The sequence below is a fragment of the Rhizobium sp. Leaf262 genome (genome assembly GCF_001422245.1).
Classification (GTDB): domain Bacteria; phylum Pseudomonadota; class Alphaproteobacteria; order Rhizobiales; family Rhizobiaceae; genus Agrobacterium.
In genome coordinates this window covers 196,047-210,251 of sequence record NZ_LMMM01000016.1, presented here as the reverse complement: position 1 = coordinate 210,251, position 14,205 = coordinate 196,047, and the positions used below count along the sequence as shown (strand labels likewise).

Here is a 14,205-nt window from a genome sequence, read left to right as displayed (position 1 = left end):
CGCTGCATTACTTGCGTTTTATAAGGTCCATGATTTTGCCGAGCCCTGCGCGCTTTGCCTTGCGCGTTGAAGAACGGCCCGTCACGATATGGGATATTTGCGAGAAGGTTTCGGCAATCGGGGATTTTGCATCGATTTCGCTGATCATACGCCCGCTATTGGCCGCATTGCCGAAGAGCTGGACGTCGAAGGGAATGATCGCAATCGGCTCGATTTCCAGCGGCTCGAAGAAATCTGCAGGAGCGATCTCCGGGCGCTTGACCATACCGACCTGATTGAGCACCAGATGCGGAACCTTGTCGTTTGGCCGCAGCTTCTTGAGCGCATCCAGAAGGTTCTTGGTGTTGCGAAGATTGGCGAGATCGGGCACGGCGGTGATCACCACCTCGTCTGCCTCTGACAGTACGGTCTGCGTCCACTCCGACCAGATATGCGGGACGTCCAGCACGGCCACGGGTGTACTTCGCTGAAGAAGCTCGAGAAGTGGCTGGAAGGTCAAACGCTCGAAGTCATAGGGGCGGTCGAGAAGCGACGGTGCGGCAAGCAGCGACAAATGCTCCGAGCATTTCGTCAGCAAACGATCGAGAAAAACCTCATCCAGGCGCTCTGGCGCAAAGACCGCTTCGGCAATGCCCTGTGCCGGGTCCTGATCGAAATCGATATTGGCTGTCCCGAAAGGCAGGTCCAGATCGGCCAGGATCGTTTCGGTCGAAAACAGGTTGGAAATGCCGAAAGCGCAATTATGCGCTATCGTAGACGAGCCCACGCCGCCCTTTGCACCGATGAAGGCGATGTTGCGGCCAAGCGGCTCGGCTTCCGGGTCGACGAAGATCGCCGAAATGGAGGCCAGCAGATCCGGCATCTTGACGGGCGCGACGAGGTATTCGGAAATGCCGTTGCGGATCAGATCGCGGTACAGGGTGATATCGTTATGGCGACCGACGATGATGACACGTGTCGTCGGATCGCAGACCTCGGCCAGCGGTGCCAAGTCATTCAGGAGAGTGGACGGGTCGCGTGCCGTCTCGAGTATGATGAGGTTCGGCGTGGGACTGGATGAGAACATCGTCGCTGCCGCCTGGATTTCGCCATTGGTCACACGAAGGCTGACCTTATTCATCCGCCGGTCGCTGGATAGCCGCTCCATCAGCCGTTGCATGCCCTCGCTCTCACAGAATGTGTGGATCGAGATGCGGGGCAAAGGTCTCAGACTATCCAGATCGCCCGTTCGTAAAGGCTCATCGGCATAGGTCTCGTCCGGATTTGTGTGTTGAATGTCGTAATTTACCGGGTTCATCGTGTTTCCTGTTGCCGCTTGCGGTCGCGCTTCACGTCACTCTGTCGTCGCGGTGGTTTTGCCTGCGCGGTAATTGCCGATCACCACCGAGCGGCGTTCTGCATCGATCGGGCTCATGCCGCGCGGTCCAACGAGATCCATCGGATTTGCGACCTGTGCTGCCAGATTGTTTTGCGAGGCGCAGCCGAAATTGTACCAGTTCTTGTTGGAGTAGGTGTTGTTCGACAAATCCTCAGGCCACTGCCCGCATTGCCCGGTCATGGCAGTGATCGCGACATAGCTGAGCCGTATTGGGGCGGCATCGCCCGACGGCGCCGCGCCATAATGCGTTTCCACGACCTTGGCCGCAGGAATGCCGGAGGAGGCCAGAACCGAACGTATCTGCCTTTTCAGGATGGAAGCAGCCGCCGAATTCGCAGAGCCCGTTGGTATCTGCATTTGCACGACACCGGATGAGGTGGCGGAATAGCTCTGGGCAAATCCCTTGATGCTGTCGGCCATGCCGACCGTCAGGCGGTTGTCACCTGCAGAGACGGGAATATCCAGCGAATGCTGCGCTTCCGAAAGCGTGATGGGATGGCGTGTGCGATAGTCGTCGGGAATGGCGCCGGTCGACATCGGATCGCGGGCGCAGCCCTGCGCTAGCGCCGCCGTTGCCAACAGTGCGGTAATCAGCGCGGTCTTGCGAAAGGATGTGCAGCGGTTCATCGAAGCTGTTTTCGTCATTTGTAAATAAACCCTACCGAGCCCTGATAGGGCTGTGTGTGAGCCTGCTGCCGGTTGCCGTAAACCTTGTTGACGCGGTTCATGAAATACATGGCGGCATCGTTTTCCGGATTGAAATTGTCGTCGGGCCGGGCGATTTCACTGCGGGCGACGGGACGAACCAGATAAGGTGTGGCGATGATGACGAGTTCGGTCTCGTTACGAATGAAGTCCTTGCTGCGAAACAGCGTACCCAGCACCGGCACCTTGGAAACGCCTGGGAGACCTGACATCGCCTGACGCACATTGTCCTGCACCAGACCAGCAATAACGATGGAGCCGCCCGAAGGAAGCTCGACGCTGGTGGAGGCTTCGCGCTTGCGGATCGAAAGATAGGTGCTGCCTGGAACCCTCGTAGAGCTGCCATTGCCGGTCACGGCACTGCCTTCGTAGGTCGGCTCGGAAACATTCGTTTCGATTTTCAGGCTGATGCGCCCGGGCGACAGCACGACAGGACGGAAATTCAGTTCGATACCATAATCTACCGTATCTGTGGCGCGTGTGACGGTCGGTTGCCCGGTTGTGCTGTCGAAGGCCACTTCCTGTTCGGCAGGAAGGCGGAATTCTCCGCCGACATAGAACTTGGCCTGCTCGCCGGAAATCGCCGTCAGGCTCGGTTCGGCCAATGTGCGCATGACGCCGGCCTGCTCCATGGCGTTGAAGTAGCTGCCGAGGGTCAGCTTGCCGATGGTGCCGGTTATGTTGCCTGTTCCCGCAAGTCCTATTGCGTTGCCGAGGTTCGCCGGATTGGAGAACGCAATTCCTCCGGACGGATTGCTGCCCGAGGCGGTGCTGAGGGAGCCATTGAAACCAAGCTGCTTCAAGACCTGGCGGCTGACCTCCGCCACCGTCACCTTCAAGGTCACCTGGTCTTCACCTTCAATCGTCAGCATATTGACGATAGATGACTGCTGGCGGTCTTCGGCAAAGATGGCGACCGCCCCATCGCCGTTGCTCTGGCTGGTCTCGGTAATGTTGCGCGTGGTCGCTTCACCACCTTTCAGGAATGCGGATGCAAGCTGAACGGCACGGGCGGAGTCTTGCGGTGTCCGAACACTTCCGGACAGCACGATATTGTCCGACACGATCTCTACGCGAATGTCGGATTCGGGGATAAAGCGGCGCAAATTTGCCTGCAGTCCGGAAATATCGCGTTCGACTTCGAGGTCGAGACTGACGATTTCCTGGCCCTGATCCCCGAAGATGAAGATGTTGGTCTGGCCTACGGCCTTTCCAAACAGATAGATACGGCGCGAACTGCGGGTGACCGCGTCCGCCATAGAGGGATCGGCAACGAGAATGTCGTGTGCATCCTGCGGCAGATCGATGACCAGCGCCTTGTTCAGACCCAGCTTCACCCGTTTGCGAACGCCTTGGCCGCTTTCGTTGATGCGGACGATGCTCGCGCTTTGGGCAAGAGCTTCGCGGGTCGAGAGGCCAAACGGTACATGCGTTCCGGGAAAGCCTGAAAAAGCAATGCAAAATACCAACCCGCCCGTGACGGATGAGCGCATAGCCTTTTGAAAACGATCGAGCGCGTGATGTCTGATCATTGTGCCAACCCTCCTTGTCCGTCCTTGACGATAGAACCGGATTTGATGACCTGAATGGCCGGTCTTCCGGCGCCGCCGCTCAAAAGATAGTCGGCCGATGTCGTATCGCTGTCCTGAGCATCGGCAACCGAGCGCAGCGACAGCGTCAGACGATCCGCCATCTGTTGCGCAACGGTCATGATTTTTGCCTGTTCCGGTGTCAGTTCCAGTGTTGCAGTTGCGCCGACAACTGCAGTGGTGCCGTCTTCACCTTCTTTGATCTGCTGATCGATCGCGAGGACGCGCACGTTGTTGAGAACATTTTCCGTTAGAAACGTTCCTGAATCACCTTTTCGAACCATGATCACATCCACACGGTCGTTGGGCAGCACGAAGCCGCCTGCTCCGGTTGCGACCGAAATTTCCGTCGCCACGGCGCGCTTGCCGGCTGGCAGCAGTGCAGACATAATGCGGGTGCTGGAATCGACAACCTTTTCCGGCCGTAGTGGCTCACCCTCGAAGAGGGGCAGTCGCACGACCGAGCCCGTCAGTTCGGTTACGGCATCCGGTCGCTTGGCCTCTGTCACGAAGTTCTCGTTGATACTGCCTTGGGGCCAGGGTGCCCAACGCACCGAATCGGCGCTCAGCCTGCTTCCGACAGGAAGGTTGACGGCAGACACCAATACGTTGACCGTCGGTTCTTTCTGGATGATGGCCTCGGCCTGTTCAACCACCTGTTGAGGGGCGCCCAGCTGCATGGCAAGCAAACCGGCAAGACCGGCGGCAACCACAGCTACGGAAAGAATGACGACACGCGACGGTTTCATGCTCAGGCCTTGAAGGAGTCAGAATCTCTGCCCTCACCATGGCCCGCCATTGGTGTAATTATGGTTAATAAAATCTGTCTGCTTGTGGTTAATGAGAAATAAACGCGGCTGTTTTTGTAAGAAAAGCTTTACATCATGTGTTGCATTGCAAGTTGCACGATGGGTGCTTCAGGATACGTCACCAGTCCGCCGATGGCGATTGCGATGCCGTAGGGGACCTTTTTGGCGACCAGCAGGGAGTCGGGAATGGGCAAGCCGCTTGCCATGATTTCCTGGGACCGGGAGCGCAGCATGAGGATCGCGATGGTCAGCAAGCCTCCAAATACGGCGACGCTCAGGACAAAGACCGCGAGAGAGAGATTGAGGCCGAACCATACAGAACATGCCGTCAGTAACTTGGCGTCGCCGCCGCCCATGACGTTGAGAGCAAACAGCGAGAAGCAGATCGAGAAAACAAGCATTGCCGCCAAAAAGCTTAGCCCGATATCCCCCCAACTCAGGGACGTGAAGGGACTTATCGCGAAGAAAGAAACAAGGAGAATTGCTGATACCCTGTTCGATATCTTCATACTGATCAAATCAGTCAAAGCCGCAAAAGCCAAGCATAGAGGCAAAATCGAGAAGATCGCAAAGTCCAGCAAATCTTTTCTCCTGGCAGTTCATATGCTCGGAAGCCGTGGTGACGCCTCCGGGTGAGTGGCGTCACCAAATTACAGAGTATTTTACTGGGCAGAACGCGTCGCCGCTGTAGTCATCCGTGTGCCGAGATTGGTGAAGAGAATACCAATCTGCGTTCCGACAACGCCAGCACCAGTGATAATAGCAACGGAAATCAGAGCTGCGATCAGGCCGTATTCGATGGCGGTCGCGCCGGACTCGTCTTTCAGGAAACGAGTGAAAATCTGTGTCATGCGGGTTCTCCTAAACTTTTCAATTGTTGTTCAGCACGCCGACAACTGTTTTCCGTTGTTCGGTTGCCCACAAACTAGCGAAAGTGGATTTCCAACCACTTAAAAAAACTGATTAAAAAATGATTAAGCAGTAGTGAAATCCAGCATAGTAAACAATAAATCAAAGTAGAAATTCAAATTTTATGGGATGTCGCAGCGCCTTATTCTTAAGGGTTTCGGAGAATTTTGAGGTCGCTCATGCCTTTTAATGAGACGTTTTTTCTGTTCTGTTTTGAGGCATGACGCATAATGGCGCAGGCTGGTTCAATAAAAATTCGAGCCTGTGAGCCATTATGAGATTCTTGCTTAACGCTTCGTTCACCAATCCCGCGCATGGTGTTTTGGATCATCATAATGACCGCATCAATCAAGGCTGCTCATATCCATGCTGTCCGTTTCAATGGCGAGAATTGCTGTTACCGTGACGCTGCTGCTCGCAACGTCGGCGGTGAGCGCTTCGGCCGAGGACGAAATGTTGCGCGTCTCGATGAACCATGCCCGAGTCCTGAAACTGGACAGGCCAGTCAGCAAAGTCATTATCGGCAATTCGAAGGTGGCCGACGCCACCGTTGCAGACGCAACGACCATCGTTCTCACCGGTCGCAGCTTCGGTACCACCAATCTTGTTCTTCTGGATGCCGACGGCAACGCCATTGTCGATGAGCGTGTGCTCGTCTCCATCGATGAAGGAAACACCGTCCGCGTCTTCCGCCAGACGGCCCGCACCGTGCTGTCCTGCACGCCCAATTGTGAAGAGCATTCACCCAATGAAGGTGCTTCGGCAACGACCGGGCAGTAACCGCACCTGTTTTCCCGAAAACAAACAAAGCCCTGATAACGAGCTCGTCTCACGTGCCTTAGCGGGTGCCGTCGTCGCATGGACAAAGGCGTGACAGACACATCGATGCATCGCCCAAGGGGCGAAAATTCTGTTATTTTTTTGCTAAGTGATTGATCTGGCTAAGATCAAAAATGGAATGGTGCCCAGAAGAGGACTCGAACCTCCACACCCTTTCGAGTACCAGCACCTGAAGCTGGCGCGTCTACCAATTCCGCCATCTGGGCGACGAGGAGCGATGTACGGGGGGAGCCGTTCGGTGTCAACAGCCATTTTGAAGTTTTATGACGATCTTTGATTTTTCTGCAGAAAAATCTTGGATGCCCGAACCGGGCGCCTGAGCGGCGGGACCTTGGGAGAGTATTTTGGTCCATTTCAGAGGGCGCGATTCGAGAATCAGCTATCGAGACCTTCATTCTTTGAACGGTCGAGATGGCCAAGATCGCGGTCGGGATCGATGACATCACGCACGCGCTGTTTGAGTTCTTTCGGCCCAGGAAATCCGCCGTCGCGCTTTCGCTCCCAGATCGGGGTGCCGTTTACGAGAATCTCGAACCGTCCGCCTGTCGCCGGCACCAGCGATACCTCCGCAAGACTATCGGCGAATGTGTGCAGCAGTTCCTGCGCCATCCATGAGGATCGCAGGAGCCAGTTGCATTGGGTGCAATAGATAATGGAGATGCGCGGCTTATCGGTTCGATCTGTATCTGCCATCATGTCCTCACGGGTGCGGTCGAGAAACTGTCGAGACATGTTCGGTCAGCAGCGGCACGTTTGCAAGCGCTGCTCTATGTCGATGGCTGCGCTGCGTGCACATCGGCATCAACCGATTTTCTTGTAGAAGAACGTCGTGCTGCAATGGCGACCATCGGGATGCAGCGCGTAATCCGGGATTACACCGACACGTTGCCAGCCCAATCGAGGGTAGATCGATTCCGCAAGGCTGCCTGTTGAAGTGTCCAGAACCAGAAGCGTTTTCCCCCGTTTCGCGGCCTCCGTCTCGATCCTATCCATCAGCTTGCGTGAAAGACCCAAGCCGCGGGCATCACGATGCACCAGAAGTTTCATCAGGTCGCCGCGGTGAGGCTGGTTGGTTTTGGTTGAAAACCCGACCTGGACGGTTCCAACGATTTTGCCATCCACCTGCGCGACCATATGAAGAGTGTCACCCTTCGTCACGGACTGAGCAACGCCCTGCCAGAAGGGTATCGCATCAGGTGGCGCAAATGGCAGCATGAAGCCGACAGAGGCGTCGCCATTGACGCAATCGGATAGGACGTCGCAAAGGTCGGGTAGAGCGGCAAGGGTCTCTTCGCCGTTCAGCATTCGAATATCTGTCATTCAAAACTCCTGATGTGTCAGCGCTTTCGCTGGTCCAGTACGACTGCGTAGCGGGCGGGCTGGCCGGACGGATTGTGAAATCTGTGCCCTTCGCCCACGGGCATGAACAGGCAGTCTCCCGGTTCCATACGGAAGACCTCCCCACCGGTGGTCATCTCCAAGCATCCCTCCAGCAGCCAGACATATTGCGTCATGCCATGGCTGGCGGTGTGCGGTGGAAAGCTGACGCTGGCGTGAGGCGGAAAATCAACCTCGACGATATCGACCTCGGATCCCGTTCCTGCTGGTGAGACGGCACGCCGCACATAGCCCGTTTCGGGGTCTTTCCATGTGGGTTGATCGCGTTTTCGCACCAAGGGCGAAATATCGGTTTCGTCTTCGGCAAAGAAGCCGGAGAGGGAAAGCCCCAGTGCGGCGCAAATTCGTGCAAGAAGCGCTGCGGTAGGGCTGGCCTCTCCCCGTTCGATGCGTGATATCATGGCTCGACTGACACCCGAAGCGCTGGCCAGCTGGTCGAGCGTGAGTTGAGCCGAGGTCCGCAAATGCCTGATACGATCTGCGATTGACCGCTCGAAAATTTCCTGATCATTTTCCATCATCTAAGATTATATTTCTCAGATGATGGAGTCAATGGGCATGTCCCCGAATTTGAGACGAGCCCGACCATGGAAATAGCAATGTTTGAAACGGCAAGCTCATCAAGACCACCGTCTTGCCTGCTGAAAAGCCCGATTTAAAAGACTTTTAGCCAAATTCCCGCTTTTCCAGCGCAAGAGCCCCTGCTATAGCGCGGGGCATGAGCACACATTCGACCCGCACTCCGCTTGACCATATCCGCAACTTCTCCATCGTTGCCCATATCGACCATGGCAAATCGACCCTGGCAGACCGGTTGATCCAGTCTACCGGCGGCCTTGCCGAGCGCGATATGTCCGAGCAGGTGCTCGACAATATGGATATCGAGCGCGAACGCGGCATCACCATCAAGGCACAGACCGTGCGCCTGCATTACATGGCGAATAACGGCGAAACCTATGTGTTGAACCTCATCGACACGCCCGGCCACGTCGACTTTGCTTACGAAGTCTCGCGTTCGCTGTCCGCCTGCGAAGGCTCGCTGCTGGTCGTGGATGCATCCCAGGGCGTGGAAGCGCAGACATTGGCCAACGTTTATCAGGCCATCGACAACGACCACGAACTGGTCACGGTTCTGAACAAGATCGATCTGCCCGCTGCCGAGCCGGAGCGCATCAAGGAGCAGATCGAAGAAGTCATCGGCATCGATGCATCTCAGGCCGTGCTGATTTCGGCAAAGACCGGTCTCGGTATTCCCGACGTTTTGGAAGCCATCGTCCACCAGTTGCCGCCACCAAAGAGCGAGCTTGGCGAAAAGGGTCCGTTGAAGGCTCTGCTGGTCGATAGCTGGTACGATACCTATCTCGGCGTCATGGTTCTCGTGCGCGTGCTCGATGGTGTGCTGACCAAGGGCCAGACGATCCGCATGATGGGCACGGACGCGAAATATCAGGTGGAGCGCGTTGGCGTGCTCACACCGAAGATGGTGGCTGTCGATAGCCTCGGTCCGGGCGAAATCGGTTTTATTACCGGCTCGATCAAGGAAGTGGCCGATACCCGCGTCGGCGATACCATCACCGAAGACAAGCGCCCAACCGCGCAGGCTCTGCCCGGCTTCAAGCCTGCCCAGCCCGTGGTGTTCTGCGGCCTGTTCCCGGTCGATGCCGCCGACTTTGAAGATCTGCGCGCCGCCATGGGTAAGCTGCGACTCAACGATGCGTCGTTCTCTTTCGAGATGGAATCATCCGCCGCTCTCGGCTTCGGTTTCCGCTGCGGCTTCCTTGGCCTCTTGCATCTCGAAATCATTCAGGAGCGCCTCGAGCGTGAATTCGATCTCGATCTGATCGCGACCGCCCCATCGGTGGTCTATCAGTTGACGATGACGGATGGTTCGGAGCGCGAGCTGCACAACCCGGCTGATATGCCTGACGTCGTCAAGATTTCCGAGATCCGCGAACCGTGGATCAAGGCGACCATTCTGACACCAGACGATTATCTCGGTGGTATTCTAAAGCTCTGTCAGGACCGTCGCGGCATTCAGACCGAGTTGACCTATGTCGGCAAGCGCGCCATGATCACCTATGAGCTGCCGCTCAACGAAGTGGTCTTTGATTTCTACGACCGTCTGAAATCCATTTCCAAGGGCTATGCATCCTTCGATTACCATCTCGATGGTTATCGCGAAGGCAATCTTGTGAAGATGTCGATCATGGTCAATGGGGAGCCGGTGGATGCGCTTTCCATGCTGGTGCACCGTATGGCTGCCGAAAAGCGTGGCCGTGACATGTGCGAAAAGCTGAAAGACCTCATTCCGCGCCACATGTTCAAAATTCCGATCCAGGCCGCCATCGGCAGCAACGTGATCGCGCGCGAAACCATTTCGGCCATGCGCAAGGATGTGACCGCCAAGTGTTACGGCGGCGATGCCACCCGTAAGCGCAAACTTCTGGACAAGCAGAAGGAAGGCAAGAAGCGCATGCGCCAGTTCGGTAAGGTGGACATCCCACAGGAAGCCTTCATCGCGGCGCTGAAGATGAAGGACGATTGATCCGAACGTCTTATTTTAATACAAAAAAAGACCGCTTGCCCGAAGGACAAGCGGTCTTTTTATTTAGACAATCATGACCCTTAAGGCTGGGTCTGCGTGCCATTTGTCGTTGGCGAAGCAGGGGCCGTGTTGTTGGCTGGTGCTTCCGGCGTCATTGGCGCAGGCGCTGGTGCCTGGTCAGATACCGCTGGCGGTGTCGTGGACGATGTCGTCGTCGGATCGGTCGTGGACGGCGCGCTCATCTGCATCCAGATGAAGCCACCGACCAGGAGGACCGCGATAACGGCAACCCATGGTGCCCATCCGGCGGACTTGCGAGCGGCTTCCGGTGTGGTGCGCAGCTCTGGACGGTCTGGGCGAAGATTAGGGTCGCGGGGCAGGTTTGGATCGAATGTCATGGTGTTTTCTCCTCTTGCTACTGGGGAGGAAATGCAAATCTGCGTGATTGGTTCCGACCATGTAAGAAAGACATAATAGACTAAAAAATCACTTTGCCGTTTCGGCAAGTGCTCCGTGCAGAATTTCGATCAATCTGGGATCGTCGCATTGAGAGACATTGAAGCGCATGAAGTTGGATGCAGCCTGCGCCTGGCTGAAGATATTTCCTGGCGCAAGCACCACATTTCGGGTCAGGGCGTGGCGGGCAACGGTCGCAGCGTCTGCGCCGTTTGGCAACCTACACCAGAGAAAGATGCCGGCATCCGGCTCGATCCACGGTACGATTCCAAGCGTGCCGAGGCTCGCTACAGCGGCTTGTCTGGCCCGTGCCAGCCTCGCCTTGACCGCATCTATATGACGTCGGTACTGGATGTCTCTTAGAGCGGAATAGACCAATACCTCCGATAGCTGGCTGCCGGAAAAGCCGGTCGCGATCTTCATGTCCGTCAACGGCTCCACCCAGTGTTTCGGCGCGGCGATGTAACCGCAGCGCACGGAGGCCGAGAGCGTCTTCGAAAAGCTGCCGATCTGGACGACATGCTGCAAGCCATCGAAAGCGGCGAGCCGGGGCGCTTTATCCTCTTCGAAATCCGCAAAAATATCATCTTCGATGATTGTCATGTTTGAACGCCCGGCCAGCATCAGGACACGATGTGCTGTCGCTGGCGACAGCACCGCCCCCGTTGGATTGTGGATTGCAGAATTTGTGATGTAGAGCCGAGGGTGGTGGTCTTCCAAAGCCTGCTCGAACCGCGTCAGATCCGGTCCGGTCGGCGCGTAGGGCACGCCGACGATCTTGACGCGGTGGGCGCGCAGAAGGGCATGGAAGTTGAAGTAACAGGGGTCGTCGACCAGCACTGTCTGTCCCGGCTCCAGCAGAAAACGGCACAGGTGGTCTATGGCCTGTGTCCCCGACTCAACCAGCATGATTTGCTCGGCGCCCGCATGAATACCCTGATCGGCAAGGCGTCCTGACAGAAACTGACGAAACGGTGCGTAGCCCAGGGGCGTGCTGTAGTCCGTCAGATGGTGGGCATCGCTTCGCCCCAGAGTGCGCATCGCACGGCGGAGAACCTCCTGCGGCATCCAGGAGGCGGGCATCCATCCGCAGCCAGGTTTGGCAAGGTCGGGCCCGTCTTCCAGTGCCAGCCGCGAAACCCAGAACGGGTCCACCGCACGGTCGAGCCTGGGTCCGATATCGGCAAGGGACAATGGAGCGACCGCATTGGCAACATAGAAACCGGAGCCCGGGCGCGAGCGGATGGCCCCGTCCGCCGCAAGCCGCTCATAGGCTTCGACAACCGTTGAGGTGGAAACCTGCATGACTTTCGCAAAGGCTCGTACGGATGGCAGCCTCGCCCCCTGTGTCAGTTGGCGCGATGCGATGCGACGGCGAATTTCCACCATCACGCGGTCTATCCGGGGTGAGGTGCTCTCCCGCACCGCAGCCGATATGTCCATCTGTACTGCTCCATGAACCAATACGGTTTTGAGTAACTGTATCGCACTGTTGCTGGTCACGCCATCGTCGGCAGGGCATAGCTGCGTGAAATTGGAGCGACGGCATGGACAAGGCGACAGGCGGCTGGTGGAGCGGTCTCATAGGGGTTATGATATTCAGCGGATCATTGCCCGCGACGCGGCTTGCTGTCGCGGGCTTTGACCCCACTTTTCTAACCGTTGCACGTGCCAGTATTGCCGGGTTGATGGCGGGCGTGTTGCTGATGGTTTTCTGTCAGGCGCGTCCGGCAAGGCGTGATCTCCTGCCGCTCGCCGTCGTTTCGCTTGGTGTCGTCGTCGGCTTTCCGCTGCTGACCGCACTCGCCCTCAAGCACATCACATCGGCTCATTCCATCGTTTTCATTGGGCTATTGCCGTTAGCAACTGCCCTCTTTGCGGTTCTGCGTGGTGGAGAGCGGCCGAGACCCGTGTTCTGGCTTTTCTCCTGCCTCGGCAGCCTCCTCGTTGCCGGCTTCGCCTTCATGCAGGATGGGGTCGCATCGCTGACCGGCGATCTCCTGATGCTCGCGGCCATCGCCGCATGCGGGCTCGGTTATGCCGAAGGTGCCGCCCTGTCTCGGCGTCTGGGCGGCTGGCAGGTTATTTCCTGGGCGCTGGTTCTGTCGCTGCCCGTCATGCTTCCGCTTGCAATGTTCACCATGCCCGCATCTTTGGCCAACATCACCGGCACGGCTTGGGGCGGCCTGTTCTACGTGTCGCTGTTCAGCATGCTGATAGGCTTTATCTTCTGGTATCGCGGGCTGGCGCTTGGTGGCATTGCAGCCGTGGGACAGTTACAATTGCTCCAGCCATTCTTCGGCCTCACACTTGCCGCCACGCTTTTGGGCGAGCCAGTGAGTGCGGCGATGATGGTCGTCACACTCGGTGTTGTGGCCTGCGTGGCGGGGGCCAGGAGATTTTCGAACTAGGCCGTCGGCCTCGATATCAGCCGTTACCGCGTGTCCAGCGGTGCCAGGCCTCTTCACTGCCTCCGAAGACGTTCAGGTCGATCTTGCCTTCCACACCATGCGACAGGCCAGAGCCGGAATATTGCCAGAACAGCCACTTGCGGTCGGGATAGACCTTGGACGGGTGCTGAGCCACGGCCCGCAGCCAGAAAGGATAGTTCTTGAACTCACCCGACAGGTGATCCTTGTAGAAATCCGGGGCGGTGTAGATGATGGGTCGCTGACCGTAGTGGCGTTCCAGCATGTCCATGAAGACCTGCATCTTTTCCAGAACCTTGGCGCGCGGCAGGCGCATCTTGCAGCTGGATTCGCCGTTATATTCCACGTCGATGACCGGTGGCAGTGCATCCGGGTCACGCGGTACATTGCGAATGAACCATTCCGCCTGGTGGCTGGCAGGGCGGCACCAGTAGAAGAAATGATAGGCACCCCGGCGCACGCCGGCGGCCTTGGCGCGGTTCCAGTTTGTCTTGAACATCGGGTCCAGATGGTCTCCGCCATCCGTTGCCTTGATGAAGGCGAAGTTGGCGCCCCGCGACCTCAGCCGTTCCCAATCGATATTGCCCTGCCAACGCGACACATCCACGCCATGCACGGGGAAATGCCGGGGGGTTACCTTGCCGAAGTTGATCGGCTTGGCATCGCTGAAATTGGACCTGAAGATGCGGGAACGGACCGCTGGTCCGGCATTGACCGCAGGGGCTGCAGCCATCGCCATCTGTACGGGCCGTTCATTCGGCATGGCAACGCCTGCCTGCGGTGCAATCGGCGCTTCGATCTGCGGCATGGAGCGTGGCGCAGCGGTCTGGTGATCGACGGCTGCAAAGGCAGGGGACTCCGCTGGCATTGGTCCACCCCAGGCCAGAACGTTCTGGGCAGGTTCGGCCCGAAGCGGTGCACCGACACTGGCTTGAGGCACCGGTGCAGAAGGTGTGACGGAACTCGTCGTTTCCTTCGATGGAATACCGGCCATGAGACCATCCGGTCCGGAACTGGACGTACAGCCCACGAGGGATAGGCAGGCGAGTATAATGGCTGGCGCTGTCGATCGATGCATGAGAACCCGTACGCAAAACAAGCGGATAAGCACGAAATGCGCCATCCTGAGACCATGAAAAAATATGAC

Annotated in this window: 16 protein-coding genes and 1 tRNA gene; 3 read left to right on the top strand and 14 right to left on the bottom strand. The window is 57.3% G+C overall.

Annotated elements, in window-relative coordinates; genetic code table 11:
• Positions 1–7: 7 nt before the first annotated feature.
• The 7 genes from ASF29_RS15185 to ASF29_RS24435 form a co-directional block, all read right to left on the bottom strand.
• Entirely contained in the window at positions 8–1,297 is a 1,290-nt protein-coding gene (locus ASF29_RS15185) for a CpaE family protein (protein ID WP_062451496.1), read from the bottom strand.
• 36 nt (positions 1,298–1,333) lie between these two features.
• Entirely contained in the window at positions 1,334–2,023 is a 690-nt protein-coding gene (locus ASF29_RS15180) for a CpaD family pilus assembly protein (RefSeq protein WP_062451495.1), read from the bottom strand.
• Positions 2,020–3,615, bottom strand: a complete 1,596-nt coding sequence (locus tag ASF29_RS15175; RefSeq protein ID WP_062451494.1) for a type II and III secretion system protein family protein — start codon at positions 3,613–3,615, stop codon at positions 2,020–2,022. Before ASF29_RS15175 ends, ASF29_RS15180 begins: the two co-directional genes overlap by 4 nt.
• Positions 3,612–4,421: a Flp pilus assembly protein CpaB gene (cpaB, locus tag ASF29_RS15170; protein WP_062451493.1), complete on the bottom strand. Its 810-nt coding sequence runs from the start codon at positions 4,419–4,421 to the stop codon at positions 3,612–3,614. Before cpaB ends, ASF29_RS15175 begins: the two co-directional genes overlap by 4 nt.
• 128 nt (positions 4,422–4,549) lie before the next feature.
• Positions 4,550–5,062 carry a prepilin peptidase gene (locus ASF29_RS15165; RefSeq protein WP_062451492.1) on the bottom strand — a complete coding sequence of 171 codons (513 nt, stop codon included), beginning with the start codon at positions 5,060–5,062 and terminating at the stop codon, positions 4,550–4,552.
• Between the two features lie 81 nt (positions 5,063–5,143).
• Positions 5,144–5,332: a Flp family type IVb pilin gene (locus ASF29_RS15160; RefSeq protein WP_062451491.1), complete on the bottom strand. Its 189-nt coding sequence runs from the start codon at positions 5,330–5,332 to the stop codon at positions 5,144–5,146.
• Positions 5,333–5,538: 206 nt separating this feature from the next.
• Positions 5,539–5,742: a hypothetical protein gene (locus ASF29_RS24435; RefSeq protein WP_156462687.1), complete on the bottom strand. Its 204-nt coding sequence runs from the start codon at positions 5,740–5,742 to the stop codon at positions 5,539–5,541.
• Between the two features lie 29 nt (positions 5,743–5,771).
• Here ASF29_RS24435 and ASF29_RS15155 point away from each other — a divergent pair, with 29 nt between their 5' ends.
• Positions 5,772–6,170, top strand: coding sequence for a pilus assembly protein N-terminal domain-containing protein (locus ASF29_RS15155; RefSeq protein WP_156462698.1), 399 nt, complete (start codon positions 5,772–5,774; stop codon positions 6,168–6,170).
• 179 nt (positions 6,171–6,349) lie between these two features.
• Here ASF29_RS15155 and ASF29_RS15150 read toward each other — a convergent pair.
• The 4 genes from ASF29_RS15150 to ASF29_RS15135 all read right to left on the bottom strand — a co-directional run bounded on the left by ASF29_RS15150 (position 6,350) and on the right by ASF29_RS15135 (position 8,149).
• Positions 6,350–6,436, bottom strand: a tRNA-Leu gene (locus ASF29_RS15150).
• A gap of 169 nt (positions 6,437–6,605) precedes the next feature.
• Positions 6,606–6,923 carry a SelT/SelW/SelH family protein gene (locus ASF29_RS15145; RefSeq protein ID WP_062451489.1) on the bottom strand — a complete coding sequence of 106 codons (318 nt, stop codon included), beginning with the start codon at positions 6,921–6,923 and terminating at the stop codon, positions 6,606–6,608.
• Positions 6,924–7,031: 108 nt separating this feature from the next.
• Positions 7,032–7,550, bottom strand: coding sequence for a GNAT family N-acetyltransferase (locus ASF29_RS15140; RefSeq protein WP_062451488.1), 519 nt, complete (start codon positions 7,548–7,550; stop codon positions 7,032–7,034).
• Positions 7,551–7,567: 17 nt separating this feature from the next.
• On the bottom strand, positions 7,568–8,149 hold the full coding sequence (locus tag ASF29_RS15135; RefSeq protein WP_062451487.1) for a helix-turn-helix domain-containing protein: 582 nt from the start codon (positions 8,147–8,149) through the stop codon (positions 7,568–7,570).
• A gap of 185 nt (positions 8,150–8,334) precedes the next feature.
• On the opposite strand from ASF29_RS15135, the gene lepA reads away from it, so the two are divergent.
• The gene (gene lepA, locus ASF29_RS15130) at positions 8,335–10,173 is read left to right on the top strand and encodes a translation elongation factor 4 (protein WP_062451486.1); all 1,839 of its coding nucleotides are present in this window, start codon (positions 8,335–8,337) and stop codon (positions 10,171–10,173) included.
• A gap of 80 nt (positions 10,174–10,253) precedes the next feature.
• On the opposite strand, the gene ASF29_RS15125 is transcribed toward lepA, so the two are convergent.
• Both ASF29_RS15125 and ASF29_RS15120 read right to left on the bottom strand, forming a co-directional pair.
• Complete coding sequence (locus tag ASF29_RS15125) at positions 10,254–10,571, bottom strand: hypothetical protein (RefSeq protein ID WP_062451485.1); 318 nt, start codon at positions 10,569–10,571, stop codon at positions 10,254–10,256.
• Positions 10,572–10,659: 88 nt separating this feature from the next.
• Positions 10,660–12,072, bottom strand: coding sequence for a PLP-dependent aminotransferase family protein (locus ASF29_RS15120; RefSeq protein ID WP_062451484.1), 1,413 nt, complete (start codon positions 12,070–12,072; stop codon positions 10,660–10,662).
• Between the two features lie 104 nt (positions 12,073–12,176).
• Between ASF29_RS15120 and ASF29_RS15115 the strand changes: the two genes are divergently transcribed.
• Complete coding sequence (locus tag ASF29_RS15115) at positions 12,177–13,040, top strand: DMT family transporter (RefSeq protein WP_062451483.1); 864 nt, start codon at positions 12,177–12,179, stop codon at positions 13,038–13,040.
• Between the two features lie 16 nt (positions 13,041–13,056).
• Here ASF29_RS15115 and ASF29_RS15110 read toward each other — a convergent pair whose 3' ends face one another.
• Positions 13,057–14,136, bottom strand: coding sequence for a GH25 family lysozyme (locus ASF29_RS15110; RefSeq protein WP_062451686.1), 1,080 nt, complete (start codon positions 14,134–14,136; stop codon positions 13,057–13,059).
• Positions 14,137–14,205 lie beyond the last annotated feature (69 nt).